The organism is Halomonas sp. DP5N14-9, from assembly GCF_019802175.1.
Taxonomy (GTDB): Bacteria; Pseudomonadota; Gammaproteobacteria; order Pseudomonadales; family Halomonadaceae; genus Halomonas; species Halomonas litopenaei.
This window is the reverse complement of record NZ_JAHVHR010000035.1, coordinates 132,460-157,789: the sequence shown is the minus strand read 5'-3', so window position 1 is coordinate 157,789 and position 25,330 is coordinate 132,460. Positions and strand designations below refer to the sequence as shown.

General features: G+C 64.5%; 19 protein-coding genes. 6 read left to right on the top strand and 13 right to left on the bottom strand.

Annotated features, from left to right (window positions below; all coding sequences use genetic code 11):
- Positions 1-196 precede the first annotated feature (196 nt).
- Positions 197-1,204: a porphobilinogen synthase gene (gene hemB, locus KUW00_RS20450; protein WP_108132299.1), complete on the top strand. Its 1,008-nt coding sequence runs from the start codon at positions 197-199 to the stop codon at positions 1,202-1,204.
- A 47-nt stretch (positions 1,205-1,251) separates the two neighbouring features.
- Positions 1,252-3,474, top strand: a complete 2,223-nt coding sequence (gene ppk1, locus KUW00_RS20445) for a polyphosphate kinase 1 (protein ID WP_181248595.1) — start codon at positions 1,252-1,254, stop codon at positions 3,472-3,474.
- Positions 3,475-3,816: 342 nt separating this feature from the next.
- On the opposite strand, the gene KUW00_RS20440 is transcribed toward ppk1, so the two are convergent.
- Positions 3,817-5,946 (bottom strand): PhoX family protein, encoded by a 2,130-nt coding sequence (locus KUW00_RS20440; RefSeq protein ID WP_124803460.1) that lies wholly within the window; start codon positions 5,944-5,946, stop codon positions 3,817-3,819.
- Positions 5,947-6,270: 324 nt separating this feature from the next.
- Between KUW00_RS20440 and KUW00_RS20435 the strand changes: the two genes are divergently transcribed.
- Positions 6,271-6,993 carry a hypothetical protein gene (locus KUW00_RS20435; RefSeq protein ID WP_222570008.1) on the top strand — a complete coding sequence of 241 codons (723 nt, stop codon included), beginning with the start codon at positions 6,271-6,273 and terminating at the stop codon, positions 6,991-6,993.
- Positions 6,994-7,209: 216 nt separating this feature from the next.
- Here KUW00_RS20435 and KUW00_RS20430 read toward each other — a convergent pair whose 3' ends face one another.
- On the bottom strand, positions 7,210-7,926 hold the full coding sequence (locus KUW00_RS20430) for a DUF1989 domain-containing protein (protein WP_204248908.1): 717 nt from the start codon (positions 7,924-7,926) through the stop codon (positions 7,210-7,212).
- 235 nt (positions 7,927-8,161) lie between these two features.
- Positions 8,162-8,872: an FMN-dependent NADH-azoreductase gene (locus KUW00_RS20425; RefSeq protein WP_222570007.1), complete on the bottom strand. Its 711-nt coding sequence runs from the start codon at positions 8,870-8,872 to the stop codon at positions 8,162-8,164.
- 132 nt (positions 8,873-9,004) lie between these two features.
- On the opposite strand from KUW00_RS20425, the gene KUW00_RS20420 reads away from it, so the two are divergent.
- On the top strand, positions 9,005-9,919 hold the full coding sequence (locus KUW00_RS20420) for a LysR substrate-binding domain-containing protein (protein ID WP_222570006.1): 915 nt from the start codon (positions 9,005-9,007) through the stop codon (positions 9,917-9,919).
- 231 nt (positions 9,920-10,150) lie between these two features.
- Positions 10,151-10,786 (top strand): lysozyme-like domain containing protein, encoded by a 636-nt coding sequence (locus tag KUW00_RS20415; RefSeq protein ID WP_261392286.1) that lies wholly within the window; start codon positions 10,151-10,153, stop codon positions 10,784-10,786.
- Between the two features lie 96 nt (positions 10,787-10,882).
- Here the strand turns inward: KUW00_RS20415 and KUW00_RS20410 are convergent, their stop codons facing one another.
- From KUW00_RS20410 to rho, 7 genes are all read right to left on the bottom strand, one after another.
- A complete protein-coding gene (locus KUW00_RS20410; protein ID WP_108449749.1) occupies positions 10,883-11,962 on the bottom strand; it encodes a 3-deoxy-7-phosphoheptulonate synthase in 1,080 nt (359 codons plus the stop codon).
- 316 nt (positions 11,963-12,278) lie between these two features.
- The gene (locus tag KUW00_RS20405; protein ID WP_185696395.1) at positions 12,279-12,446 is read right to left on the bottom strand and encodes a hypothetical protein; all 168 of its coding nucleotides are present in this window, start codon (positions 12,444-12,446) and stop codon (positions 12,279-12,281) included.
- 113 nt (positions 12,447-12,559) lie between these two features.
- Positions 12,560-12,715, bottom strand: a complete 156-nt coding sequence (locus KUW00_RS20400) for a hypothetical protein (protein ID WP_181248593.1) — start codon at positions 12,713-12,715, stop codon at positions 12,560-12,562.
- Positions 12,716-12,796: 81 nt separating this feature from the next.
- Positions 12,797-13,510: a dihydromonapterin reductase gene (gene folM, locus KUW00_RS20395; protein ID WP_124803466.1), complete on the bottom strand. Its 714-nt coding sequence runs from the start codon at positions 13,508-13,510 to the stop codon at positions 12,797-12,799.
- The gene (locus KUW00_RS20390; RefSeq protein WP_108132291.1) at positions 13,507-14,286 is read right to left on the bottom strand and encodes an NAD(P)H-flavin reductase; all 780 of its coding nucleotides are present in this window, start codon (positions 14,284-14,286) and stop codon (positions 13,507-13,509) included. Before KUW00_RS20390 ends, folM begins: the two co-directional genes overlap by 4 nt.
- Positions 14,283-15,776, bottom strand: a complete 1,494-nt coding sequence (gene ubiD / locus KUW00_RS20385; protein WP_045991170.1) for a 4-hydroxy-3-polyprenylbenzoate decarboxylase — start codon at positions 15,774-15,776, stop codon at positions 14,283-14,285. The genes KUW00_RS20390 and ubiD overlap by 4 nt, the downstream gene beginning before the upstream one ends.
- A gap of 117 nt (positions 15,777-15,893) precedes the next feature.
- Positions 15,894-17,153 carry a transcription termination factor Rho gene (rho, locus tag KUW00_RS20380; RefSeq protein ID WP_045991171.1) on the bottom strand — a complete coding sequence of 420 codons (1,260 nt, stop codon included), beginning with the start codon at positions 17,151-17,153 and terminating at the stop codon, positions 15,894-15,896.
- A gap of 438 nt (positions 17,154-17,591) precedes the next feature.
- Between rho and ppx the strand changes: the two genes are divergently transcribed.
- Positions 17,592-19,151 carry an exopolyphosphatase gene (gene ppx, locus KUW00_RS20375; RefSeq protein ID WP_108449746.1) on the top strand — a complete coding sequence of 520 codons (1,560 nt, stop codon included), beginning with the start codon at positions 17,592-17,594 and terminating at the stop codon, positions 19,149-19,151.
- Between the two features lie 68 nt (positions 19,152-19,219).
- On the opposite strand, the gene tilS is transcribed toward ppx, so the two are convergent.
- From tilS to dnaE, 3 genes are all read right to left on the bottom strand, one after another.
- The gene (gene tilS / locus KUW00_RS20370) at positions 19,220-20,530 is read right to left on the bottom strand and encodes a tRNA lysidine(34) synthetase TilS (protein ID WP_222570005.1); all 1,311 of its coding nucleotides are present in this window, start codon (positions 20,528-20,530) and stop codon (positions 19,220-19,222) included.
- A gap of 156 nt (positions 20,531-20,686) precedes the next feature.
- Positions 20,687-21,640 (bottom strand): acetyl-CoA carboxylase carboxyltransferase subunit alpha, encoded by a 954-nt coding sequence (locus KUW00_RS20365; RefSeq protein ID WP_045991173.1) that lies wholly within the window; start codon positions 21,638-21,640, stop codon positions 20,687-20,689.
- A gap of 158 nt (positions 21,641-21,798) precedes the next feature.
- Entirely contained in the window at positions 21,799-25,308 is a 3,510-nt protein-coding gene (dnaE, locus tag KUW00_RS20360) for a DNA polymerase III subunit alpha (protein ID WP_222570004.1), read from the bottom strand.
- Positions 25,309-25,330: the final 22 nt, after the last annotated feature.

Genomic DNA, 25,330 nt, shown 5'->3' with positions numbered 1-25,330 from the left:
CCTTTATAGCGCGTCGCGAACGGGCCCGGACGCGGCCAAGACTGCCACTACTCTAGAGAGTCGCCACGGGTGCGACAAGACGCGACTTTCGGCGAACGGGAGAGGAGGAATATACTCAATCAATGTCATGCTTTTGTCATGAAGTGCCACCAGACTAGCGCGTGGCGCCGAATCCTTGCTTCCGTGGAGTGCCGTCTTGAGTGCCATTACCCCTCGTCTTTACCCCGCCAGCCGTCCTCGCCGCATGCGCAAGGACGACTTCTCCCGCCGCCTGATGCGCGAGAACCAGCTGAGTGCCGACGATCTGATCTGGCCAGTCTTCGTGCTCGAGGGCGAAGGCCGCCGTGAGGCTGTACCGTCCATGCCCGGGGTCGAGCGCCTGTCGCTGGACCTGTTGATCGAAGAAGCCCGCGAGGCCGTCGAGCTGGGCATTCCCGCCATTGCGCTGTTTCCGGTGGTCGACGCCGACAAGAAGAGCGAGCTGGCGGAGGAAGCCTACAGCGCCAGCGGCCTGGTCCAGCGTAGCGTGCGCGAGCTCAAGGCCGCCCTGCCCGAGCTCGGCGTGATCACCGATGTCGCCCTGGACCCCTACACCAGCCACGGTCAGGACGGCATCCTCGATGAAGACGGCTATGTGGCCAATGACCGCACCGTCGAGACCCTGATCAAGCAGGCGCTGTCCCATGCCGAGGCCGGGGCCGACGTGGTCGCCCCTTCCGACATGATGGACGGGCGTATCGGTGCCATCCGTGAACTGCTCGAGCGTGAAGGCCTGCCCAACACCCGCATCATGGCCTACAGCGCCAAGTACGCCTCGCGCTACTACGGCCCCTTCCGCGATGCGGTGGGCTCGGCGGCCAACCTGGGCAAGGCCGACAAGTCGACCTACCAGATGGACCCGGCCAACAGCGACGAGGCCCTCCACGAGGTCGCCATGGACATCACCGAAGGTGCCGACATGGTGATGGTCAAGCCCGGCATGCCCTACCTGGACGTGGTCCGCCGGGTCAAGGACGAGCTGCGGGTGCCCACCTACGCCTACCAGGTGAGCGGTGAATACGCCATGCACATGGCCGCCTTCGACAACGGCTGGCTGGACGCTGACACTGTCATCCTCGAGTCGCTGATGTGCTTCAAGCGTGCCGGCGCCGACGGCGTGCTGACCTACTTTGCCAAACGCGCGGCCAGGCTATTGGCCCGCTGATCAGGGGAGGGAGCGGCGCCCTTCCCGAGCCCCGATGAGGAACCACCATGGAAGACGCGCAGAGCGACAACGCCACGATTGAACATGCGACCCTGGGCAAGTCCGACGTCTCGATGAGCGACGCGCCCCAGGCCGATACCCCGGTGCCGCGCCTTAACCAGACGCGCACCGGCATCAAGCCCAAGGCAATGCCGGACCCTGAGGCCGACCTCACTGACCCGAGCCTCTACTTCAATCGCGAGCTGTCGCATCTGCAGTTCAACATCCGGGTGCTGGAACAGGCGCTGGACCAGGCGCACCCGCTGCTCAACCGCCTGATGTTCCTGTTGATCTTTTCCTCCAACATGGACGAGTTCTTCGAGATCCGGGTGGCCGGACTGAAGAGCCAGCTGGCCCTGGGCGACGACACCACCGGTGCCGACGGCCGCAGCCCGCGTTCGGTGCTCGACGAGATCTCGAAGATCGCCCACGAGCACGTGGAGCGTCAGTACCGCATCCTCAACGAGCAGCTGATCCCTGCCATGGAAGCCCACAACATCCGCTTCCGTCGGCGTGGGGACTGGACCAAGCAGCAGCGCAAGTGGGTCCATGATTACTTCTCCACCGAGATCATCCCGGTGGTCAGCCCCATCGGGCTGGACCCCTCGCACCCCTTCCCGCGGCTGGTCAACAAGAGCCTCAACTTCATCGTCGAGCTCGAGGGCAAGGACGCCTTCGGCCGCGAGGGCGGCCTCGCCATCCTGCCGGCGCCACGTTCGCTGCCCCGGGTCATCGCGCTGCCGGAAGAGCTGTGCGAGGAAGGCTTCACCGAGTACCTGTTCCTGTCGTCGATGATCCACGCCCACGCCGACGAGGTGTTCCCGGGGATGAAGGTCAAGGGCTGCTACCAGTTCCGTCTGACCCGCAACGCCGACATGACGGTCGATCCCGAAGAAGTCTCGGACCTGGCCTCGGCCCTGCGCGGCGAGCTGCTGGCCCGGCGATACGGCAGCGGCGTGCGCCTGGAGGTGGCCGACAACTGCCCCGAGGAGCTCTCCGACTTCCTGATCAAGCAGTTCCAGCTCGAAGCCAGTGACCTCTATCGGGTCAATGGCCCGGTCAACCTGACCCGCATGATGTCGGTACTGGGTGACGCCGACCGGCCCGATCTGATGTACCGCTCCTTTACCCCCGGCGTGCCCAAGCAGGTCAAGCAACCCAACTCCATCATGCAGTCGATGCAGGAAGGCGACATCCTGCTGCACCACCCCTTCCAGTCGTTCACCCCGGTGGAGGACCTGCTGCGCGAGGCCGCCCGCGACCCCGACGTGCTGGCGATCAAGCAGACCCTGTATCGCACCGGTGCCGACTCCCCCATCGTCAACGCCCTGGTCGAGGCCGCCGGCCACGGCAAGGAAGTGACGGTGGTCATCGAACTGCGCGCCCGCTTCGACGAAGCCGATAACCTGGCGCTGGCGTCACGCCTGCAGGAGGCCGGCGCCATCGTCATCTACGGGGTGATGGCCTACAAGACCCACGCCAAGATGATGCACATCGTGCGTCGCGAGAAGGGCGCGCTGCGCCACTACGCTCATCTCGGCACCGGCAACTATCACTCCAAGACGGCCAAGCTCTACACCGACTACAGCCTGCTCACCGCAGACCCGGTGCTGTGCGCCGACGTGCACAAGGTGTTCCAGCAACTGTCCGGCATGGGCCGCACCCGCCAGATCGAGAAGCTGCTGCACGCCCCCTTCACCCTGCACGAACGGGTCGTGGAAATGATCGAGCGGGAGGCAAGCTACGCGCGCAAGGGCAAGCGCGCCCATATCATCGTCAAGTGCAACTCGCTGACCGAACCCAAGCTGATCCAGGCGCTCTACCGCGCCTCCCAGGCCGGCGTCGAGTGCGACCTGATCATCCGCGGCATGTGCTGCCTGCGCCCTGGCCTGCCCGGTATCTCCGAAAATATCCGGGTGCGCTCGGTGATCGGTCGCTTCCTCGAACACACCCGGGTGTTCCACTTCCACAACGACGGCAAGCCCGAGATATGGGGCTCCAGCGCGGACTTCATGGCGCGCAACATGTTCCATCGGGTCGAGACCTGCTTCCCGCTGCTCGACAAGAAGCTCGCCGCCCGGGTGCGCAAGGACCTCGAGACCTACCTGGTCGACAACTGCCAGAGCTGGCTGCTGCAGGCCGACGGCACCTACATCAAGCAGGACCCGGGCGAGGCCGCACCGATCTCCGCCCAGGAAACGCTGCTGTACGCCTACGCCGCTCGCGCTTGAATAACGCCCCGCGTTGACGCGCCATCGGCGCGTCGATAACACCACCCAGGCCCCTCGCCAGCGACGCTGGCGAGGGGCTTTTTCATGTTGTCGTCATGTGTCCTGACGGCTGCCGGTTGCCGCTCGAGCTGCGCCTTGGCCGACCCAAGCGGTTCCCGGACCAACCGCCTCCCGCTTCAGGCTGCCGATCATCCAGCCCTGGACACCCAGACCCTAGAAAAAACACCCCGGCTCCCTGAAAAGGGAGCCGGGGTGCTGGGGCGGCGCAAGACGTCAGACGTCGACAACGCCCCTGGAGGTTTCCCGAAAGGCCGACGCAAGCCGACACCTTTCGGACACGTCCTAGACGCCGATCTGGCCGCCGTCTTCGCGCTGGATCACCACCGTGGCGGCGCGCGGTCGCACGCTGGCATCAGACGCCTGGGTCGCGTCGTCACTGGCCGGCCAGTTGCCCGGATGCTGGATATTGATAAACAGCGCGGTCTTGTCCGGCGTGGGGAAGATGCCAGTGACCTCGCAGCCGTTGGGGCCCACGCAGAAGCGCTTGAGCTTGTCCTGGTTGGCCCCGGAGATCACTGCGGCGGCACCATCGGCACGCTCGAGCTCCGCCGGCACGACCGCCAGCACCTGGTCATTGGTGCTCTCGGTGACGCCCTCGTAGCCGTTGTCGGTCTGGATCCACAGGATGCCCTGGCCGTCGCCGCGCTCATCGAAGTAGAGCCCATCGGGACTGGCGAATTCGTTGTCGGCGGTCAGCCCGGACAGGTTGTTCTGGTCACTGGCCGCGGCACCGAACACGAATACCTCCCAGTCGAAGGCGGTGGCATCGCTGCCCTCGCGCCAGCGGATGATCTGACCGGCCTCGTTGTTCGCCCGCGGGTTGGCCGCATTGACCGGTGCCGTGGCGTAGCCGTTGCCCAGCGCGGTGATGTTGTCGCCGTCGCCGGTCAGGGTCGCCTCGGTGCCGTCTTCGGTACGCTTCGAGTTGTTGGTCAGGGTCATGTAGACCTCGCCGGTGGACGGGTCCACCGCGCCCCACTCCGGGCGATCCATCGGCGTGGCACCCATCAGGTCGGCGGCGTCACAGGTGTGGATGATCACCCCGGCCAGGTCATCGGCGTCGAGTTCCAGCGCCTCGGCCAGGGTACGGCCATCTTGGGTGGAAGCGTCCGGCGTCAGCGGCAGCCACTCGCCGCTGCCATCGGCGTTGAAGCGAGCGACGTAAAGGGTGCCGCTGTCCATGTACTTGTCACCGATCGCCAGGCGATCGGCCTCGGCGCCGGGAGCGATGGCATCCGCCGGGTCCCAGGCCGCCTCGGAGACAAACTTGTAGATGTACTCGTTGCGCGAGTCGTGACCGGAGTAGAACACCACCGGCTCGCCTGCTACCAGCTTGCCCGGCCAGCAGCCCTCGTGGCGGAAGCGGCCCAGCGCCGTGCGCTTGATCGCCTGCCTGCCGGTATAGGGGTCGATCTCGACGATATAGCCGAACTGACGCGGCTCGTTGCGGTAGTCACCGCTGGCGTCGTCGGCGACGGGGTCGCCGATCAGACGGGTAAATTCGTCGTCGCGTTCGCTGTCATCACCCGCGGCGGTCTCCCAGCCGTAGCGTCCGCGACCACTGGCGATGCCAAGACGGTCATCGTCCAGGGTACGGCCTTCGTTCTTGACGAAGTAGGCCGGCCAGTTCTCCTCGCAGGTGAGGTAGGTACCCCAGGGCGTGTAGCCGTGGGCACAGTTGTTGTTGGTGCCGCGAGCCTGGGTGCCGCCCGGGGAATACCTGGTCTTGACGTAGTCGCTGCCCGCCACCGGCCCTGACAGGTGCATCGGGGTGGCGCTGGTGTAGCGACGGTTATGGGCGGAACCCTTGACGTGGCTCCAGCGACCATCGGCGTCCTTCTTCACCTCGACCACGGTCACCCCGTGGGCGTTGATCTCGGTGCGCACCTCGTCCGCCGGACGCTTGCCTTCGGTCATGTTGGTAGGGCCGCCCTGGGGCGCCCACAGCGCGTTCTCGTCGATGTATTCGTTGTTCATCACCAGCAGGAAGCGCTCGGAGGCCGTGCTCTCATCCAGCGCGAAAGGATGCATGCCGTCGTGATGCATGCCGACGCTGGCCGCCTGGGCCTGGGGCGTCATCGTCAGATCCTCGCTCCATTCGGGCGCGCTGTCGTCAAGCGGCGTACCCCAGGGCACCAGCACCTGGGCGGTATAGCCCGGCGGCACCACCACGGCGTCGCTGCGCGAACCGGCAATCGACTCGAAGGCCAGCGCCAGCGGCGTCTTGGCCATCCCTGACGACGGCTCGTTGGCGAAGGCCGAGAGACCAAAGCTTCCCAGCATGGTCATGGCCGCCATGCCCATGCCACCCTTCATCACCGCTCGCCGGGAAAGACGACGGTCGAGCACCGAGGAGAAGGGTTCATTACGGCTGGGGTTCAACAGACGATGATCTTCAATTTCCTTGCTCATTGCGCAGTCCTCTTCTTGCAGCCCTCTGTTCGCCGTCAAGGCGTGGGCTGTCGGTGCCAGTCACTGTTGCCGGCCTCGGGTATCGGAGGGGAAAGTCGATCACAGGGGCGACGGCGGTCCGCCGACAACACTAGGTAGTCCAGATGACACTCGTATGACGATAGACGAGGTTGACGCAGAGCACAGGAAGTAGCGCTATTGTAAAAAGAGTAACAGTTGGTGAAAGAAAATGGCTTCGCTCGTCGACACAGTGCACCAACAATCGCTATCGACAGGACCAGAACCATGTGGAATCTGGGACACCGACATCAGCGCATACTTCTTATGCCCCAACGCGCCCCTTCAGCCGACGAAGATCCCGAGCCTCGTTGGTACTGGGTCCACTGTGTCGATCAACAGAGCCTCGACCGGGGCAGCGCCGCCAATGTCCAATCGCTTTCATGCCTCGACCAGGCACTTCCCTGTTGTCTCGTCATACCGCCACAATCGGTTACCCTGGTAACGCTGGACGGCGCCCTGGCCGAGGAGGTCGACAGCAGGGAGTCACTGGATGAACTGGTTGAGCGGGAGCTTTGCGTAATACCGCACACTCTCGCGCTCCATGTGCTCTATCGTGATGACAGCGCCCTGGATGTCATGGTGGTGCAGCGTACCCTGCTGGCCCAGTGCAGCCGACGCCTGGGACGCCATCACCTCTCGCCCCGCTGGTGGGCCAGCGCCTTCCAGGGTCTGCCGCCGCCCGAACCCGACACCCTGGGCGTACTGCCCTGGGGCGACGACTGGATGCTGAAGTGGCGCCACCCCGAGACCCCTGAACGGGAGCGCTGGCTGTGCTGGCCCAAGAGTCAGGACATGGAGGACCTGAGCGACCATCTTCCGGAAGTGCTGCGCGAGTCGCCATGGAATTGTCCACTGGCCCCCCAGGCCGTCAACGGCCTCGACTGCCTGGACTTCTGTGCCCGCCACCTGCCCGAGGACCTGCCACTGGTGCCCTCGGACATCGGAGGTGAGGGTCAGCCAAGGGAGAAGAAGCCCGAGCCCGCGTAGAGGCAGCGTGATCGCTATCGCTAAACTTCGCTGCCGCTGGCCCAAAAAACGTGTAGAGGCGTTTGAAGCGACGAGAGGGAGTGCTGAAGTCATATCGTGAGCGATGACGAGCCGGATGCCGCCGGAGCGCAAAGGCTGGAGTTTACCTCCGACGAAATGAGAACCTTTAGCGCCGGCGGCGGAGTTGCAGTGCATCGCCATCTATCCCGTGTTTCTTCAATCTCCGAGCATGACTCCTATACTTTCCGTTTGGCTACCAACTCCGTTGACCGCCGTAATATCCTGGGGACAGCATGACATGACTACGTAACAGGTCATCATTGCCTTGAACACGATCCTGTCGTCTCTTTTGGCCACGGGTGGCACAAATGTCAGTGAGCCATCACCATCAAGTGGAACATTCATCCACACATTGAATGGTGATGGAACATGCGAAACCTCCTTGCCGATGGCAAGCAATGCCATTCGAAGATTATCAACACAGTTGTCATGGTATTCGCTTACGCCAAGCTGTCTATAGCGATTGATATCGCAGGCGGCAATCAATGTGTCATGCACCCCAGGCGAAGTATCTTCCACTAGTTCCAGCATCTCGTTTCTTCTATTGGAAACCATACTGTCACCGACAACCGGCACCAAGCGCCCAAGATGGGTTCGAGTATGTTCCATGGATAGAAATTCGTCTGGATCACTCGTATTGAAAGCCCACATATCGCAGACCTGCAATCCACTTACGTTAATCAGCGTAAGCATCTGCCCTTTTTCCAGTACAACGGCAGCGCCACACCTCGCGGGAATGAAATAGACCTTTCCTGGCTGCAGAACACCATTGCGCGCAAGCGGTTGGCTCACTGACAACTGTTTTTCTTCCAGCGCACCGAAAGAAGCCGCCAGATCAGGCTCCCTATCTCTACTTATATAACCACCCATCATCCACCTCGCTCACTGATTTTTCCGACTTATCATGAAGAATACATTGTTGGAAATCAGACACTCCCTCTCACCACATCGGCCCTCTGACGGCGAGACGCGCAAATTTCTCATCCCGCGAGACTATTCTTATTTCAAGTTCTGCAATACAGACGTTTGCTGGACAGGGAATCACATCTGTTGCCGAGCATCTGGTACCCAGCAGGGGACGATCGTAGAAGCGGTCACGGAGGTGCGCTCACCCCGAGACTGGATCGGAAACAACGCGAGGAACGTCCAGACTGGCCGCCAGCCTGTCGACCAACGCCTCAACGCGTTGCTCCGCCTGAATCAGAGACTGCTGCAGCCGCTCGTCGGCAAACTCGTCATACTCCACGGCGATGCTGTGCAACTCCTCTATGCCGAGATAGGCGAAAACGGTACGCAAGTGTGGTTCGACGTGGTTGGTGTGCTCCATTCGCTCACCAGACTCATAGCCATAATCACCCCGGGCACCAAGCACTACCAAGCGCTTGCCCATGGCGCTCAGCATCGGCCAATAGGGCAAGCCTGGGCGGGAGCGATCAAAGCCGAAAGTCCGCCCGACTCGCACGATATTGTCGATATAAGCCTTGAATCCGGCCGGAACGCCGAAGTTGTACATCGGTACGCCAGCAATGATCAGATCCGCCTCGAGCAGTTCGTCGACCAGGGAATCACTCTCCGCGAGAACCTCGTGCATCCACCTATCCCGCGCTTCCGGCTTGGTGAAGGCGGCATGAATCCAATCACCGGTGACAGGACGAGGCGGCTGCTGGCCGACATCGCGATAGACGACCCTGTCGTCAGGACGTGCCCGTTGCCACTGTGTGACGAAGTGGGCGCTGAGGCGTCTCGAATGCGATCCGTGGGGTTGACTACCGGAAAGTCCGGAGCGTGCGCTGGCATCAAGGTGCAACAGTGTAGCCATGAAGATTCTCCTTTGGGATTAGTACCGCTCATGCTTGGTGGTGCACGAACGACAGAATCTTCCAATCGATTCGGGCCGACAAACGATCTATTCTTTGCAGATACACAAAAATTTTTTGTCCATAGGGATGCGATGCAACGACGCCGACTACCACTCTCGCAGTTGCGTGCCTTTGAGGCGGCAGCACGTCACCGTAGTTTCAAGGGGGCGGCTGAAGAGCTGGCGGTAACGCCCGCCGCGATCAGCCACCAGGTACGTGAACTGGAAAGCTGGCTCGGCGTAGCGCTATTCGAGCGTCGCACCCGCCAGGTGATCCCGACCGACGCGGCAACGGAGCTTTCTCCCGTGCTACGCCAGGGCTTTGACGCCTTCGCCGACGCATTGGAAAGTCTGCTCAAGCGAACGACACCCGCCAGCGTCACCCTCTCCTGCACTCCGGCCTTCGCCAGCCAGTGGCTGCTTCCTCGACTGACCGACTTTCATTCGACGAATCCCGATATCGCCTTGAATATCCATGCCAGCGAGAGCGTGCTTGATCTGACGCATGGAACCCGCCTGGCGATTCGTTACGGTATGGGCCCCTATCCGGACCATGAGGTGGTGACCCTGGCGACCGATCGCATTGCCCTGGTCGCCAGCCCGCAACTCCAGCTGGCTGGCGTCGACGACCTCAGGGGTGTTCGTCATATCGATTTCGACTGGTACTGTCCGAACCTTGGCCTGCCCGGCTGGGCTCAGTGGTGTCAGGCGGTGGGGTCTACCCCTGCCGTGCTGGGGCCTCGACTCGCCTTCTCCGAAGAAAGTCACGCGATCCAGGCCGCTATCTCCGGCCAGGGCGTGGCCCTGCTGGGCTTGACCCTGGTGCAGGATGAGATCGCTCGTGGTGTGCTGGAGGTGCCATTCGGCCCGTTTCTACCGGGACTGCACTACCACCTGATCAGGAGCCAAACAATGTCCGACAATGCCATCCTCGACAAGGTGGTGGTTTGGCTTCAACAGGCGTTTTCAGCGGCAACCGCTACCATAGGCGAACAACAGGCACCTTGATACAACCCGTTTGCCTTCCCGCAAGAAATGACCGTCCTGGCCTTGAGCGTGGCGCTGGATGATCGAACTCAGACGTCATCGGACATCGAAGGCGTTCGCCCCATCGCCCCCTCTCCGATGACCCGAAGCAGCCGGTGGGACATGTGAGGATGACCCGACAGTGCACGGGGGGGCATACTGGGGGCGATATCACTAAAACGGGAAAATGTTGTGAAACGGGCCATGCCAGGGATGCGGTCTGCTCTACTCACTACGGTGCTTGCCGCGGCGCTTGTTACTCTCAGCGGCTGCGCCGCCTTCGCCCCGGCGCCGCCGAGCCATCAGGACAATCTGTGCGAGATCTTTCGCCAGCAGCCTGACTGGTACGACGCCACCCAGGCCTCTTATGAAAAGTGGGGCACGCCCCCCTGGACCCAGATGGCCTTCATCAAGCGCGAGTCGTCGTTTCGCAGCCACGTCAGGCCGCCACGTACCAAGTTGCTGGGCTTCATTCCGTGGACGCGCCCGTCCTCGGCCTACGGCTATGCCCAGGCCCAGGATCCGGTATGGGGCGAATACGACGATGACGCCGGCGGGCTGTTCACCAGTCGCACCGACATGGACGACGCCACCGACTTCATCGGCTGGTACAACGCCCGCACGCGGCGCATGACGGGGGTGTCACTGTCCAACCCCGAGCACCTGTACCTGGCCTACCACGAAGGCCAGGGCGGCTATCAGCGCGGCAGCTATCGCGCCAAGCCGGCGGTGCAACGTGCGGCGCGGGAGGTGGCAAGCACCGCCTCCCGCTACCGCAGCCAACTGGCAGCCTGCGAGGCGGAATTCCGCTGCGACAGCTTCTATCAGGTATGGCCCTTCTGCCGCTGAGTCACGTCCCCACTCACGGCGCGAGCCAGTTACGCCGGACATAAACGACCAGAGGCCCGAAAGGGCCTCTGGTCTGGTTCGTTCGCATCGTCGGGCTCAACCCTGCTGGGCAAGACGCTCGGCAGCCAGGCTCAACAGGTGTTCGGTGGTCTCCCATCCGATGCAGGCGTCGGTGACCGAGACACCGTAGCGCAGCTTGCCGGGCTCCAAGGGTTGTTTACCCTCGTTCAGGTGGCTTTCGAGCATCACCCCGATCAGCGAGGTGTCACCGGCCAGGCGCTGGGCCAGCACCTCGAGCAGGACTTCGCTCTGACGGCGATGGTCCTTGCGCGCATTGGCGTGACTGCAGTCCACCATCAGCCGCGGCGGCAGGCCGGCGCCGATCAGCGCCTTCCTGGCGGCGGCGACCGCATCGACGCCGTAGTTGGGCTCACCGTGGCCGCCCCGCAGCACCACATGGGTGTAGGGGTTGCCGGCGGTCTCGCGCATGACCGGCTGCCCCTGCTCGCCCACCGCGAAGTGCTGGTGGGGGTGGGCGGCCGAGCGCATGGCGTCGAGTGCCACCTGGACGTCGCCGCTGGTGGCGTTCTTGAAGCCGACCACCGCGCCGATGCCACTGGCCATCTCGCGATGCAGCTGGGATTCAGTGGTGCGTGCGCCGATCGCGACCCAGGCCAGCAGGTCCTCAAGGTAAGGAGCGATCATCGGCTGCAGGATCTCGGTGGCCACCGGCAGGCCCAGCTCGACGATCTCGCGCATCAGCTGGCGTGACAGCTCGAGCCCACGCGCCATGTCGCCCTTGCCATCCAGGTCCGGGTCATAGGCCAGGCCCTTCCAGCCCACGGTGGTGCGGGGCTTCTCGACGTACACCCGCATCACCACCAGCACTCGATCACGGATGCTGTCGGCCAGGGAGGCCAGGCGCCGGGCGTATTCAAGCGCCGACCTGGGGTCATGGATCGAGCAGGGCCCGACTACCGCCAGCAGGCGATCGTCACGACCCTCGAGAATGTCACGGATCTGCTGACGCTGAGCGTCGACGCGATCGCTCAGGGTCGTCCCGAGTGGGCACTGGCGCTTGAGCGCCTGCGGGGTCGGCAGGGTCATCTGGGGGGCGGTCTCTTGCGTCGCGGCAGCGTTGAGGTCGGCGGTGGCAAGCGAAAGGCTGGCGGTCATGGTATCAGCTCCGTGTGGTCGTACATCGTTGGGTGCGTCGACCACCGAGGCGCTCACGGTCGGAGGTGGCCAGTTGGGCCGACCGCGCGTCGATAAATCGCCAGCTATCGCCATAGGCATAGCCATGGGAAATGGTGCTGGCGAAGAGTCGATATGCGGTCATGTCATTGCTCCGGTTGCCTGCCTTTCGCAGGTGAGTGCTACTGAGTGAAAACGTCTGGCCACACAAACAAGGAACCCCCGGACGGGCAGCCGTCCGGGGGTTCTGGGAGGCGGCCCTGGGGGGGGAGCGCCTCGCGAGTGCCAGATACTTGGATCAGGCCTCGCGCACCAGCGCCCCGGTATCAAACCAATACCAGGAAAAGCTGGGCCAATAAAAGGACACCGCGTCCGCATGCACACAATCCGAACCCACGACGGCACCGACGAGGGCGCTGTCGCTGCCATCGGGTCGGGGTCGGGTCGGGTTTGCGTGATCGGTCATCGGTGTCTCCTCGAATCTTGCTTCATCCTGCCCCGCGCCGGAGCAAATGGCAACCCCTGTGCACGGGCAGGAAAAGCGCCGTGCCGTCGACCGTGGTCTGCTGACGCCCCTGGCTAGCCTGTCGCCAGTTGCACCCAGCCGATGGTCGCCGGCAGACAGGTCATGCCGACCATCACTACCAGGCCGAGAAAGATCGTCAGGAATCCGCTTTCGTCATGAAAGCCGTCGTGAGAGCTGTCACCATGCAGGTCGTCGTCGTGATGGGCCATGGGTCGCCTCCTTGTGATGTTGTTGTCAGGGTCATCCAGAGTCTAGGGGGATTCCTCGGGTCAGGCGAGTCCGCCGGCGATTCAGCGCAGGTGGCGTCCACCGTCCACGGCCAGGGTCGTCCCGGTCACATAGCGGTTGTCGAGCAGGTAGCGCAGGCTCTGGTAGATGACCCCGGGCCCCGGCACCATGTCCATCGCCGACTTGGCCCTGGCCTTGGCGGCATAGTCCTCGTCATCGCCCTGATTGAGCATGATCAGCGCGGGTGCAATGGCGTTGACCTGGATCTCAGGGGCATAACGCGCGGCGAAGGACAGCGTCAGATTGTCGAGCCCGGCCTTGGTGGCGGCGTAGGCGGCGTGCTTGCGCGAGCCCTTCTGCACCACGTAGTCGGTCATGTGGACGATATCCCGCTGAGGCTCGCTGCAGGCGTCGAGCAAGGGCTTGGCGTGGAGGTTGATCAGGTAAGGCGCCAGCATATGGATACGGAACAGCCGCTCGAAGGCGGCCCCGGCATCCTCGCCATCGCTGTCCGGTGCCCAGTCGCTGGCGTTGTGGACGATGGCACGCAAGGCGTCTGTCTCGTCCTTGAGCCGCTCCAGGAAGTCGAGGATACCGTCTTCGCTGGAGAAGTCCGCCTGGAGGGTGACGATGCCGCGCTCGCGCATGGCCTCGAGCTCCGGGCGCTCGCGGCGATAGCTGATGATCACCGGCTGGCCGTCCTGTACCAGGCGCTCGGCGCAGTGACGCCCCAGACGCTGGGCGCCACCGGTAATCAGGATCGGCGACGCGCTCATGACTGCTTTTCCCCGACCAGGCTACCGACCACCGGCACCAGAGGGTCGCGTGGCGCGTAGGCGAAGACGTCCGAGAACACCCGTGACGGGTCCAGCCCCAGCGAGGCGAGCACGTCGACACAGGCATAGACCATGCCGGGCGAGCCCGACAGATAGACGTCGTGGCCCGACACATCGCCAAGCTCGGCGGCGAGTGCGGCGTCGATACGGCCATGATGGGCGTGCACCCGCTCGTCGGCGAAGCCTTGCTCGAAGCCTTCCTCGCAGACCGCGTGGAAGCTGACCTTATCGGACTCGGCGACCCACTGCCGGGCCAGGCTCTCGGCGTACAGATCACGGCGTTCCTTGGCCGCCCACCACAGGCTGATGGAGCGCTCGGGGTTGGCGTGGAGCGCCGCCTCGACGATCGCCTTCATCTGGGCGAAGCCGGTACCGGCGGCGATCAGCGTCAGCGGACGATCGCTTTCACCATCCAGCACGCAGTCGCCCCCCGGCAGACGCACGGTCAGGTGCTGGGCCTCGACCAGCATGGCCCTGAGCTGGGCCGAGTTGGAGCGTTCGGGCCAGTGCTGAATATGCAGCTCGAGTCGCCCATCGTCACGATGGCGGCTGGCGATGGAAAAGGGCACCCAGCAGTCATCGTCCAGGCACATTTCCAGGTACTGGCCCGGGGCATGGGCCATGGCCTCGGCGCGTCCTTCCAGAATCACGCGAAACACGTCAGGGGTGAGGTCCTCGACCTCGATGACCTGGCAGGTCAGGGTCCTTGCCGTCATGTCGACCTCTTGTTGCTGTCGGGGAGAGGAATGTCGAATTCGTCCCAGCGCTCGCTGACCCGGGACTTGATGCTGTCGTCCATGGCAATCGCCACGCCCCACTCCCTGTCCGTTTCACCCGGCCACTTGCTGGTGGCGTCCAGGCCCATCTTGGAGCCGAGCCCAGCCACCGGAGAGGCGAAATCGAGGTAGTCGATCGGGGTGTTCTCGACCATCACGGTGTCGCGGGCCGGGTCCATGCGGGTGGTGATGGCCCAGATCACGTCCTCCCACTGGCGAGCGTCGACGTCATCATCCAGCACGACCACGAACTTGGTGTACATGAACTGACGCAGGAAGCTCCATACCCCCATCATTACCCGCTTGGCGTGGCCCGGGTACTGCTTTTTCATGGTCACGACCGCCATGCGGTAGGAGCAGCCTTCCGGGGGCAGATAGAAGTCGACGATCTCAGGGAACTGGCGGCGCAGGATCGGCACGAACACCTCGTTCAAGGCGAGCCCGAGGATCGCAGGCTCGTCCGGTGGACGTCCGGTGTAGGTGGAGTGGTAGATGGCGTCCTTGCGCATGGTCATGCGCGTCACGGTGAACACCGGAAAGGTCTCCACCTCGTTGTAGTAGCCGGTATGGTCGCCGTAGGGACCTTCCGGCGCGGTATCATCGGGGTACAGGAAGCCCTCGAGGATGATCTCGGCAGACGCCGGTACCTGCAGGTCGGCGTGACCGCAGTTGACCAGTTCGGTGCGCGAGCCACGCAGCAGCCCGGCGAAGGCGTACTCGGACAGCGAGTCAGGCACCGGGGTCACCGCCCCCAGAATGGTCGCCGGGTCGGCGCCCAGCGCCACCGCTACGGGGAAGGGCTCGCCGGGGTGCGCCTGCTGGAATTCCTGGAAGTCCAGCGCGCCGCCACGATGGGACAGCCAGCGCATGATCAGGCGGTTCTTGCCGAGCTTCTGCTGGCGATAGATACCGAGATTCTGACGACTCTTGTGCGGGCCCTTGGTGATCACCAGCGGCCAGGTCACCAGGGGGGCGGCGTCACCGGGCCAGCAGTGCTGGATCGGCAGTCGATCCAGGTCCACCTCATCGCCCTCGAAGACTCGCTGCTGGACCGGTGCCGAGCGCACGGTCTTGGGACCCATGCTCATGATCTGCTTGAAGATCGGCAGCTTTTCCCAGGCATCGCGAAAGCCCTTGGGAGGTTCCGGCTCCTTGAGAAAGGCCAGCAGCTCACCGACCTCGCGCAGCGCCTCCACCGAGTCCTGGCCCATGCCCATGGCGACGCGTTTGGGGGTGCCGAAAAGGTTGCCGAGCAGCGGCATTTCGCTGCCCTTGACGTTCTCGAACAACAACGCAGGGCCACCGGCGCGCAGGGTGCGATCGCAGATCTCGGTGATCTCGAGATAGGGGTCCACCTCGGCGGTCACCCGCTTGAGTTCGCCGGCGGCCTCGAGACCCGCGATAAAGTCACGCAAGTCACCATATTTCATGCGATTGCCTCGCTCCCCTGAACACAAAAGGGGCAGCATAGCATGCTGCCCCTCGTCTTGACCTCGGTCACCTGGACCTTGCGTCTGGCGACCGCCCAGGCGCGGCGTTGGCCAACGCTAGCGGCGCTTCATCGCCTCGAAGAATTCGAGGTTGGTCTTGGTGTCCTTGAGTCGGTCGATCAGGAACTCGGTGGCCGCGGTATCGTCCATCGGGTTGAGCAGCTTGCGCAGGATCCACATGCGCTGCATCTCCTCGTCGGAGGCGATCAGGTCCTCACGACGGGTGCCGCTGCGGCGGATGTTGAGCGCGGGATAGACGCGACGCTCGGCCAGACGGCGATCCAGGTGGGCTTCCATGTTACCGGTGCCCTTGAACTCCTCGAAGATCACTTCGTCCATCTTGGAGCCGGTGTCCACCAGGGCCGTGGCGATGATGGTCAGGCTGCCGCCTTCCTCGATGTTACGCGCGGCACCGAAGAAGCGCTTGGGCTTTTCCAGGGCGTGGGCGTCGACACCACCGGTCAGCACCTTGCCGGAGGACGGCACCACGGTGTTGTAGGCGCGCGCCAGACGGGTGATGGAATCGAGCAGGATGACCACGTCCTTCTTGTGCTCGACCAGACGCTTGGCCTTCTCGATCACCATCTCGGCCACCTGGACGTGACGCGCCGGCGGCTCGTCGAAGGTCGAGGCGACCACTTCGCCGCGCACGGTGCGCGACATCTCGGTGACCTCCTCGGGGCGCTCGTCGATCAGCAGCACGATCAACTGGCACTCGGGGTTGTTACGCGTGATCGAGGTGGCGATGTTCTGCAACATCAGCGTCTTACCCGCCTTGGGCGGCGACACGATCAGGCCACGCTGGCCCTTGCCGATGGGTGCGGTCAGGTCGATGATGCGCGCGGTCAGATCCTCGGTGGAACCATTGCCGATCTCCATGCGCAGACGGTCCTGCGGAAACAGCGGCGTGAGGTTCTCGAACAGGATCTTGTGCTTGGCGTTCTCCGGCCGGTCCAGGTTGATCTGGCTGACCTTCAACAGCGCGAAGTAGCGCTCGCCTTCTTTCGGCGGGCGAATCTTGCCGGAGATGGTGTCGCCCTTGCGCAGGTTGAAGCGCCGGATCTGGGACGGCGACACATAGATATCGTCGGGGCCGGCCAGGTAGGAGCTGTCGGCGCTGCGCAGGAATCCGAAACCGTCCTGAAGGATCTCCAGCACGCCATCGCCGAAGATGTCTTCGCCGCTCTTGGCGTGCTTCTTCAGGATGGCAAAGATGATGTCCTGCTTGCGGGACCGGGCCAGGTTGTCGATACCCATCTCGCGGGCGATATCGAGAAGCTCCGGCACGGGCTTTTGCTTGAGTTCGGTCAGATTCATCAGAGTTCAGAAATTACTCGTGGAAGCCGGGCGGCAAGGCGCCGAGGGGCGAAAAGACACGCCGATTGAGTGCGTTCAGAGCCCGAGGCTGCTCGTGCGAGGCCAGGTAAAGATAATAGGGCCATTGACTGGATTCTCCGGAGGGGAGATCCACGCCAGCGTCTGGACGAGGGAGCAGGTTCATTCGCCGTTGCCAGCGTCTCGCGGGCTTGGGCCGGGGCCTTGGCCGGGAGCGGAGCTGACGTCGTGCGGGCTGTCTGACGACTTGGGATGGTCACGTCGCGGCGGCGGCGCGACCGGGAAAACACATTCGAAACAGGCGAATGACCCGATACTAGACAAGCCGGAAGGGGAACGCAAGCCCCGTGGCGGACCCGGATCATTGACATCCCCCGGGGCGAAACGCAACCTTGATCCATCTCCAGTGAAGGACCCGCCATGAATCAACCCTCGGATACGCTCAGCACCCTGCGCGAGTCGCCCCACGACGCCACCAAGGACCCCGCCCGCCTGGCCGCCATCGATCTGGGCTCCAACAGCTTTCACCTGCTGGTGGCCAACTATCAGGATGACCGGCTGCAGGTGGTGGCGCGGCTGGGCGAAAAGGTCCAGCTGGCGGCCGGCCTGGACGACGACGGCTACCTCAACGAGGACGCCATGACGCGGGCGCTGGACTGCCTGGCTCGCTTTGCGCCCTTTCTCGAGGGCATCCCCGCCTCGCGTATGCGGGTGGTGGGCACCAACGCCCTGCGCGATGCCCACAATAGCCAGGAGTTGATCGACCGCGCCGAGGCCATGCTCGGCACGCGCATCGAGATCATCGCCGGGCGCGAGGAGGCACGCCTGATCTACCTCGGCGCGGCCCACGCCCTGGCCGAGAACGGGCGCCGGCTGATCGTCGATATCGGCGGCGGTTCCACCGAGTTCATCATCGGCGAACAGTTCGAACCCAAGGCGCTGGAAAGCCTCTCCATGGGCTGCGTGACCTTTACCCGACGCTTCTTCGGCGACGGCGATATCAGCGAGAAGCGCATGCGCAACGCCGAACTCGCGGCGTTGTCGGAACTGGCTAATATCCGCAGACCCTACCAGCGTCTGGGCTGGGATGACCCGGTGGGCTCCAGCGGCACCATCAAGGCGGCGGCGGCGGTGATGCACGCGGCAGGCGACGCGCCGGAAGGAGTGATCACTCGCGACGGTCTGGCCAAGTTGAGAAAGCGCTTGATCAAGACCAAGCAGCTCGACAAGGTCTCCATGGACGGGCTCAAGGCCGATCGTGCCCGGGTCTTTCCCGCCGGTGTCGCGATTCTGTGCGCGATCTTCGAGGCCTTCGACCTCAGCGAAATGCGCTACGCCGACGGCGCCCTGCGTGAAGGGGTGCTCTACGACATGGCTGGCCGCAACAGTCCCGAGGACTCGCGTCTAAAGAGCCTGGAGACCCTGGCCCGCTACAACGCCGTCGACGTTCGCCAGGCCGACAATGTGGCCGCCTCGGCCAAGGCGCTGTTCGCCCAGGTCGCCGACGACTGGGGGCTCGATGAGGAACGTGGCCGCTATCTGGAGTGGGCCGCCTGGGTGCACGAGATCGGCCAGTCGATCTCGCACAGTCAGTTCCATCGCCACGGCGCCTATCTGCTCGAGCACTCGGATCTGGCCGGCTTCTCGCGCCCGGAACAGCGCCTGCTGGCCTTCCTGGTGCGCGCCCACCGACGCAAGTTCCCGAGCAAGGAATGGCAGCTGTTGCCGAAGGCCGAACAGCGTGACAGCCAGCGCCTGGCACGCCTGCTTCGACTGGCGGTGATCCTCAACCATTCGCGCCCGGAGCAGCCGCCGGCGACGCCGCGGCTCGAGGTGGACGGCGAGGTCCTGCATCTGCACTACCAGGGCAGCGACGAGCCAGGCCTCTTGTGCACCGACCTGGAACGCGAGGCCGACTACCTGGCCAATACCGACTTCGCGCTCAAGCTGCACGCGGGCACGGCCCACGCCGAGGCCTGAGCCCTCTCACACGGTCCCTGGCCAGAGCCCTTGGTCAAAAGCCACGGCCAGAGCCCTTGGCCAAGCCATCAGCCGGCCCCAGGCGTTGCCCGTAAGGGCGACGCCGTCCAGCCCTCGGCCAGGGCGATCCAGCACCCCCTGCCGGCGTCCAGCGCAGCCACACAGACCTCGCCCTGCCACACCACCAGCACCTGGGCACGCCGCCAGGGCGGCACACCAGCTTCCTGCAGCAGCCGCTTCAGGTCGCGACTTCCTCGCCCGGCAAGCCTCAGCCTTTCGCCGCCCTGGCGCTGGCGCAGCCACAGTGGCAGCGGCGTTTCCTCCTCTGTCGTCGGCAGCTTCATCGACACCCCCGCGACCACCAGGGCGCTCCCTGGCGACCAGGGGCCTTCGGCAACCTCCAGCGGATCTCCGGCACCCTCCCCCATCAGCCACAACGCACCGCGCCAGAGCCGCGCCTCTGCCCCAGGCCAGCTCACCTTGACCTCGGCGTCACGCCGGGCATGACATTGCTCGAGCAGATCGTCCAACCGTGGTCCCGGTGCCGGCGCAAGTCCCAGCCGACGCATGCACAGCCCGATCAACCAGCGCTGACGGCGCCGTGACAGCGACAGCAGGCCCTCGAGTTCCAGCCTGGCGGGGTCGCCACCCAGCCGCGCCAGATCCTCAAGCGCGTATTCGTCCAGCAGTGCCGCCGCCTCGCCGGCATGCCGTGCACTCACTGCCAGGGCGTCCGCGGCGTCGGGCCAGCGCTGCTCCAGCGCCGGCACCACCTCATGACGCAGATAGTTGCGATCGAACTCGCGACTGGCGTTGCTGGGGTCCTCGACCCAATCGAGCCCGCGACGCCGGGCTTCGGCTTCCAGTTCGCTTCGCCGGACCTCCAGCAAGGGGCGCTCGATCGAAAGGCCACGCTCCTCACGCCGCGCCGGCATGGCGGCAAGGCCCGCAACGCCTGCGCGCCTGAGTGCGGCCAGCAGCAGCGTCTCGGCCTGGTCATCACGGTGCTGGGCCAGCCACAGCACATCACCGGCGTCCAGGCATTCGACGAAGGCGTCGTAGCGCGCCTGGCGCGCCGCCGCCTCCAGGCCCTTGCCGGAGGTACGGTCCACCCTTGCCCGGACGACCTCGAGGGTTACCCCCTGCTGCGCGCACAGCCTGCGACAGTGGCGCTCGAAGTCATCCGCCGCCGCCTGCAGGCCATGGTGCACGTGGATCGCCCTCAATCGGCGCGACCGCTGCCCGTAGGCCCTTGCCGCCAGCGCCAGCAGCACGCAGGAGTCGAGCCCACCGGACAGCGCGATCCACAACGACCGCTGTCGCGGCACCCGGTCGAGGGCCCGCTCGATTCGCGCTTCAAGGGTGGGAGACGTCGGCATGTCGGCGATTCCTGAGGGTCAGGGTGGGCGGTGGCACCTACTATGCATACGGCCCCCATCGCAGGACGATGGGGGCCGCACAATCGATGCAGAGCATTCGAGCTCAGGCCGGGCGCCGTGGCTCATCAGACGCTCATCGATGCAGAGCGTTCGGGCTCAGGCCGGGGCGCCGTAGCTCATCAGACGCTCGTAGCGACGTTCGAGCAGCGCCGCGGTATCCATGGCGTCGAGGCGCTCGAGGCTTTCGCCGATGGCGTCGCGGACCCGGGTGGCGGTTTCATGGGGGAAGCGATGGGCGCCGCCCAGGGGTTCCTTGATCAAGGTGTCGACGAAGCCCAGCTCCTTGAGACGGCTGGCGGTGATCCCCATGGCCTGGGCGGCGTCGCTGGCCCGCTCGGCGCTCTTCCACAGGATCGAGGCACAGCCCTCCGGCGAGATCACCGAGTAAGTGGAGTATTCGAGCATCATCAGCTCGTCGCACACGCCGATGGCCAGGGCGCCGCCGGAGCCGCCTTCGCCCACCACGGTGGAAATGATCGGCGTCTCAAGCCGCGACATCACCGCCAGATTGTAGGCGATGGCCTCACTCTGACCGCGCTCCTCGGCGTCGATGCCCGGGTAGGCACCAGGGGTGTCGATAAAGGTCAGCACCGGCATCTTGAAGCGCTCGGCCATCTCCATCAGACGGCAGGCCTTGCGATAGCCTTCCGGCCGCGGCATGCCGAAGTTGCGGCGCACCTTCTCCTTGACGTCGCGGCCCTTCTGGTGGCCGATGATCATCACCGGACGATCATTGAGTCGCGCCACACCGCCGACGATGGCAGCGTCATCGGCGAACTCGCGATCACCGTGCAGTTCGTCGAAGTCAGTGAATACGTGCTCGAGGTAGTCCAGGGTGTAGGGACGCTGGGGATGGCGCGACAGCTGGGATACCTGCCACGGCGACAGGTCCTTGAAGATCGACTCGGTGAGCTTGCGGCTCTTTTCCTCGAGTCGGGAAATTTCGTCCGCCAGGCTGACCTGGCTGTCGTTGCCGACCAGACGCAGTTCTTCGATCTTGGCCTGCAGTTCGGCGATGGGCTGTTCGAAATCGAGATAGTTGGGATTCATGGGCCAGCCTTGTGGTCATGGTCAGGCGGGCGCGACGCAGTCGTCGCAAGCCCACCCATGGCAAAGAAAAAGTGGTGTGCATTATCGCACCCTGACCGGGCCACGCAAGGCGCAGCGGGTCAAGATCGTCGTAGAGGCGCCCTCGCAACCCCGCGCCGCTAGCGATACTTGAGGCGGACGCCGTCCTGGCCCTCGACCTCACGCAGCGCGATCAGCAGGTCGTCGGATGGCAGCACCTTCCACTGCTCGTCGAGTTCGAGCCAGCCAGTGGCCTCCAGATTGCGGTAGCGCAGGCGCACCGGCAGGCCTTCCTGGTGACGATGCGGCTCGAGGCTCGTGCGCAGGCTGTCGATCAGTCGACCGTTGGCCTCACGCCCATCCACCGAGACTTCCACCGCCTGACCGAAGCGCGAGCGCGCCTGGACCATGGGGGTGACCTCCTTGCCGCGCAGGCGCAGGCCGCCGGAGTAGTCGTCGCTGGACACCTCGCCTTCGATGATCAGCACCTCGGCGTTGTCGAGCTGCTCACGCACGCTGTCGTAGAGTTCACCAAACAGCGACGCCTCGATGCGTCCGGTACGGTCGTCCAGGGTCACGAACGCCATGGTGTCGCCACGCTTGGACTTCATGGTGCGCTGGGCCACCACCAGGCCGGCGACCCGCTGGGGCTCGCGGGACGGTTTCAAGTCGGCGATGCGGGTCGAGACGAAGCGCGAAAGCTCTTCCTCGTATTCATCGATGGGATGGCCGGTCAGGTAGAGGCCCAGGGTGTCCTTCTCGCCGGCCAGGCGCTCGCGGTCGCTCCACTCACGCACGCGCAGATAGTCGGCGTAGGGATCGCTGGCGCTGTCGTCCTCGTCCGGGGCGAAGGCCTCGCCAAACAGATCCATCATCCCGGCGCTCTGGTTCTTGTGGCTCTGGGCCGCGGCCTTCAGGGCGTCATCCAGGGAGGCGGCCAGCACGGCGCGGTTTGGCCCCAGGTTGTCCAGCGCCCCGGAGCGGATCAAGGCCTCCAGGGTGCGCTTGTTCATGCGCTTGGGGTCGATCCGCCGACAGAAGTCGAACAGGTCGCTGAAGGGGCCGTCTGCGCTGCGCGCCTCGACGATGGCGCCGATGGGACCTTCGCCCACCCCACGGATCGCGCCCAGGCCGTAGACCACCCGCCCCTCTTCATCGACGGTGAACTTGTAGCCACCGACATTGACGTCCGGCGGGGTCACCGTCAGCTTGAGGTGACGACACTCCTCGATCAGCGGCACCACCTTGTCGAGGTTGTCCATCTCGGTGGACATTACCGCCGCCATGAAGGGACCCGGATAGTGGGCCTTGAGCCAGGCGGTCTGGTAGGACACCAGGGCGTAGGCGGCGGAGTGCGACTTGTTGAAGCCGTAGCCGGCGAACTTCTCCACCAGGTCGAAGATGTTGCCCGCCAGGTCGGCATCGATGCCGTTGGCCGCGCAGCCCTCCATGAAGCCGGCGCGCTGCTTGGCCATCTCTTCCGGCTTCTTCTTGCCCATGGCACGCCGTAACAGGTCGGCCTGGCCCAGCGAGTAGCCGGCCATCACCTGGGCGATCTGCATCACCTGCTCCTGGTACAGGATGATGCCGTAGGTGGGCTGCAGCACCGGCTTGAGCAGTTCGTGCTGGTAGTCCGGGTGCGGATAGGATATCTCCGCCCGACCGTGCTTACGGTTGATGAAGTCGTCGACCATGCCGGACTGAAGCGGACCGGGACGGAACAGCGCCACCAGGGCGATCATGTCCTCCAGCGAGTCCGGCAGCAGGCGCTTGATCAGCTCCTTCATGCCGCGGGATTCGAGCTGGAACACGGCGGTGGTCTCGGCCTTCTTGAGCATCTCGAAGGTCTTGCCGTCATCCAGCGGAATGGTGTCGATATCGAGCGGTCCCTGGCCCTCCTTCGAGCGCACCTTGTCGACCATCTCCAGGGCCCAGTCGATGATGGTCAGGGTACGCAGGCCAAGAAAGTCGAACTTGACCAGGCCGGCGTCCTCGATATCGTTCTTGTCGAACTGCACCACCAGGCCGGAGCCGTCTTCATCGCACAACAGCGGAGAGAAGTCGGTCAGCTTGGTGGGGGCGATCACCACGCCACCGGCGTGCTTGCCGGTGCCTCGGGTCACGCCCTCGAGCTTGAGCGCCATGTCCCAGATTTCCTGGGCCTCCTCGTCGGCCTCGAGGAACTCCTTGAGCTGAGGCTCCTCCTCGATGGCCTTGGCCAGGGTCATGCCGACCTCGAAGGGGATCAGCTTGGACAGCTTGTCACCCAGCGAATAGGGCTTGCCCTGGGCCCGGGCCACGTCGCGAACCACCGCCTTGGCGGCCATGGTGCCGAAGGTGACGATCTGGGACACCGCGTTGCGGCCATAGCGCTCGGCCACGTAGTCGATGACCCGGTCGCGCTTCTCCATGCAGAAGTCGACGTCGAAGTCGGGCATGGAGACACGTTCCGGGTTGAGGAAGCGCTCGAACAGCAGGTCGTACTGGATCGGGTCGAGGTCGGTGATCTTCTGGGCGTAGGCCACCAGCGAGCCGGCACCGGACCCCCGCCCCGGCCCCACCGGCACGTCGTTGTCCTTGGCCCACTGGATGAAGTCCATCACGATCAGGAAGTAGCCAGGGAACCCCATCTGCAGAATGATGTTCAGCTCGAAGTCCAGGCGCTCGCGGTAGCGTTGCTCGAGGGCCGCCCATTCGTCACTGTCGCGGGGGTGCTGCGCCACCGGATAGAGCGCCTCGAGGCGCTCGGTCAGACCGTCGTGGGAGATCTTGCGGAAGAACTCGTCCTGGGTCATGCCCTCGGGGATGCCATACTCCGGCAGGAATATCTCGCCCAGACGCACGTCGACATTGCAGCGCGCGGCGATCATCACGCTGTTTTCCAGCGCCTCGGGGATATCGGCGAACAGCTCGGCCATCTCCTGGGGCGACTTCAGGTACTGCTCTTCGGTGTATCGGCGCTCACGTCGGGGATCGTCGAGCGCCTTGCCCTCACCGATGGAAACCCGGGTCTCGTGGGCCCAGAAGTCCTCGCGCTTCAAAAAGCGCACGTCGTTGGTGGCCACCACCGGCACCCCGGTGTCCAGCGCCAGCGCCACCGAGGCGTGTAAGCAGTCCTCTTCCAGCGGGCGGCCGGTACGGGTCAGCTCCAGATAGAAACGTCCCGGGAAGGCCTGGCACCAGTCGTCCAGCAGGCGCCTGGCATCGGCGTGAAGGTCGCTGAGCAGGTGGCGTCCGACATCGCCGTCGCGCCCTCCCGACAGCGCAATCAGCCCCTCGTTCTGCTCGAGCACCCAGGCCTTTTCCAGGTAGGCCCGCCCCTGGCGCTGGCCCTCGACCCAGCCACGCGAGATCAGCTCGGTCAGATTGCGGTAGCCGACGTCGTTCATCGCCAGCAGGGTCACCCGATAGGGATGATCCAGGTCGTGGCCGTTGACCAGCCACAGATCTGCGCCGATGACCGGCTTCATGCCGGCGCCCTGGACACCGTTGTAGAACTTCACCAGGCCGAACAGGTTGGCCTCGTCGGTCAGCGCCAGCGCCGGCGCCCCGTGCTCGATGCCCGCCTTGACGTACGGCTTGAGGCGCACCAGGCCATCGACGAGGGAGAACTCGCTGTGGACGCGAAGATGAACGAAGGGAGCGGACATGAGAAAGCCTTACCTCGACCCG

What these genes read in the sequence shown, in the direction of transcription:
- KUW00_RS20400 (WP_181248593.1), bottom strand. Translation starts at nt 12,715, where the DNA reads ATGGCCCATCACGACGACGACCTGCATGGTGACAGCTCTCACGACGGC.
- KUW00_RS20390 (WP_108132291.1), bottom strand. Translation starts at nt 14,286, where the DNA reads ATGACGGCAAGGACCCTGACCTGCCAGGTCATCGAGGTCGAGGACCTC.
- KUW00_RS20430 (WP_204248908.1), bottom strand. Translation starts at nt 7,926, where the DNA reads ATGATGGGTGGTTATATAAGTAGAGATAGGGAGCCTGATCTGGCGGCT.
- dnaE (WP_222570004.1), bottom strand. Translation starts at nt 25,308, where the DNA reads ATGTCCGCTCCCTTCGTTCATCTTCGCGTCCACAGCGAGTTCTCCCTC.
- rho (WP_045991171.1), bottom strand. Translation starts at nt 17,153, where the DNA reads ATGAATCTGACCGAACTCAAGCAAAAGCCCGTGCCGGAGCTTCTCGAT.
- KUW00_RS20405 (WP_185696395.1), bottom strand. Translation starts at nt 12,446, where the DNA reads ATGACCGATCACGCAAACCCGACCCGACCCCGACCCGATGGCAGCGAC.
- KUW00_RS20415 (WP_261392286.1), top strand. Translation starts at nt 10,151, where the DNA reads ATGCGGTCTGCTCTACTCACTACGGTGCTTGCCGCGGCGCTTGTTACT.
- KUW00_RS20410 (WP_108449749.1), bottom strand. Translation starts at nt 11,962, where the DNA reads ATGACCGCCAGCCTTTCGCTTGCCACCGCCGACCTCAACGCTGCCGCG.
- KUW00_RS20425 (WP_222570007.1), bottom strand. Translation starts at nt 8,872, where the DNA reads ATGGCTACACTGTTGCACCTTGATGCCAGCGCACGCTCCGGACTTTCC.
- KUW00_RS20365 (WP_045991173.1), bottom strand. Translation starts at nt 21,640, where the DNA reads ATGAATCCCAACTATCTCGATTTCGAACAGCCCATCGCCGAACTGCAG.
- KUW00_RS20440 (WP_124803460.1), bottom strand. Translation starts at nt 5,946, where the DNA reads ATGAGCAAGGAAATTGAAGATCATCGTCTGTTGAACCCCAGCCGTAAT.
- folM (WP_124803466.1), bottom strand. Translation starts at nt 13,510, where the DNA reads ATGAGCGCGTCGCCGATCCTGATTACCGGTGGCGCCCAGCGTCTGGGG.
- ppx (WP_108449746.1), top strand. Translation starts at nt 17,592, where the DNA reads ATGAATCAACCCTCGGATACGCTCAGCACCCTGCGCGAGTCGCCCCAC.
- KUW00_RS20420 (WP_222570006.1), top strand. Translation starts at nt 9,005, where the DNA reads ATGCAACGACGCCGACTACCACTCTCGCAGTTGCGTGCCTTTGAGGCG.
- ubiD (WP_045991170.1), bottom strand. Translation starts at nt 15,776, where the DNA reads ATGAAATATGGTGACTTGCGTGACTTTATCGCGGGTCTCGAGGCCGCC.
- tilS (WP_222570005.1), bottom strand. Translation starts at nt 20,530, where the DNA reads ATGCCGACGTCTCCCACCCTTGAAGCGCGAATCGAGCGGGCCCTCGAC.
- ppk1 (WP_181248595.1), top strand. Translation starts at nt 1,252, where the DNA reads ATGGAAGACGCGCAGAGCGACAACGCCACGATTGAACATGCGACCCTG.
- KUW00_RS20435 (WP_222570008.1), top strand. Translation starts at nt 6,271, where the DNA reads ATGCCCCAACGCGCCCCTTCAGCCGACGAAGATCCCGAGCCTCGTTGG.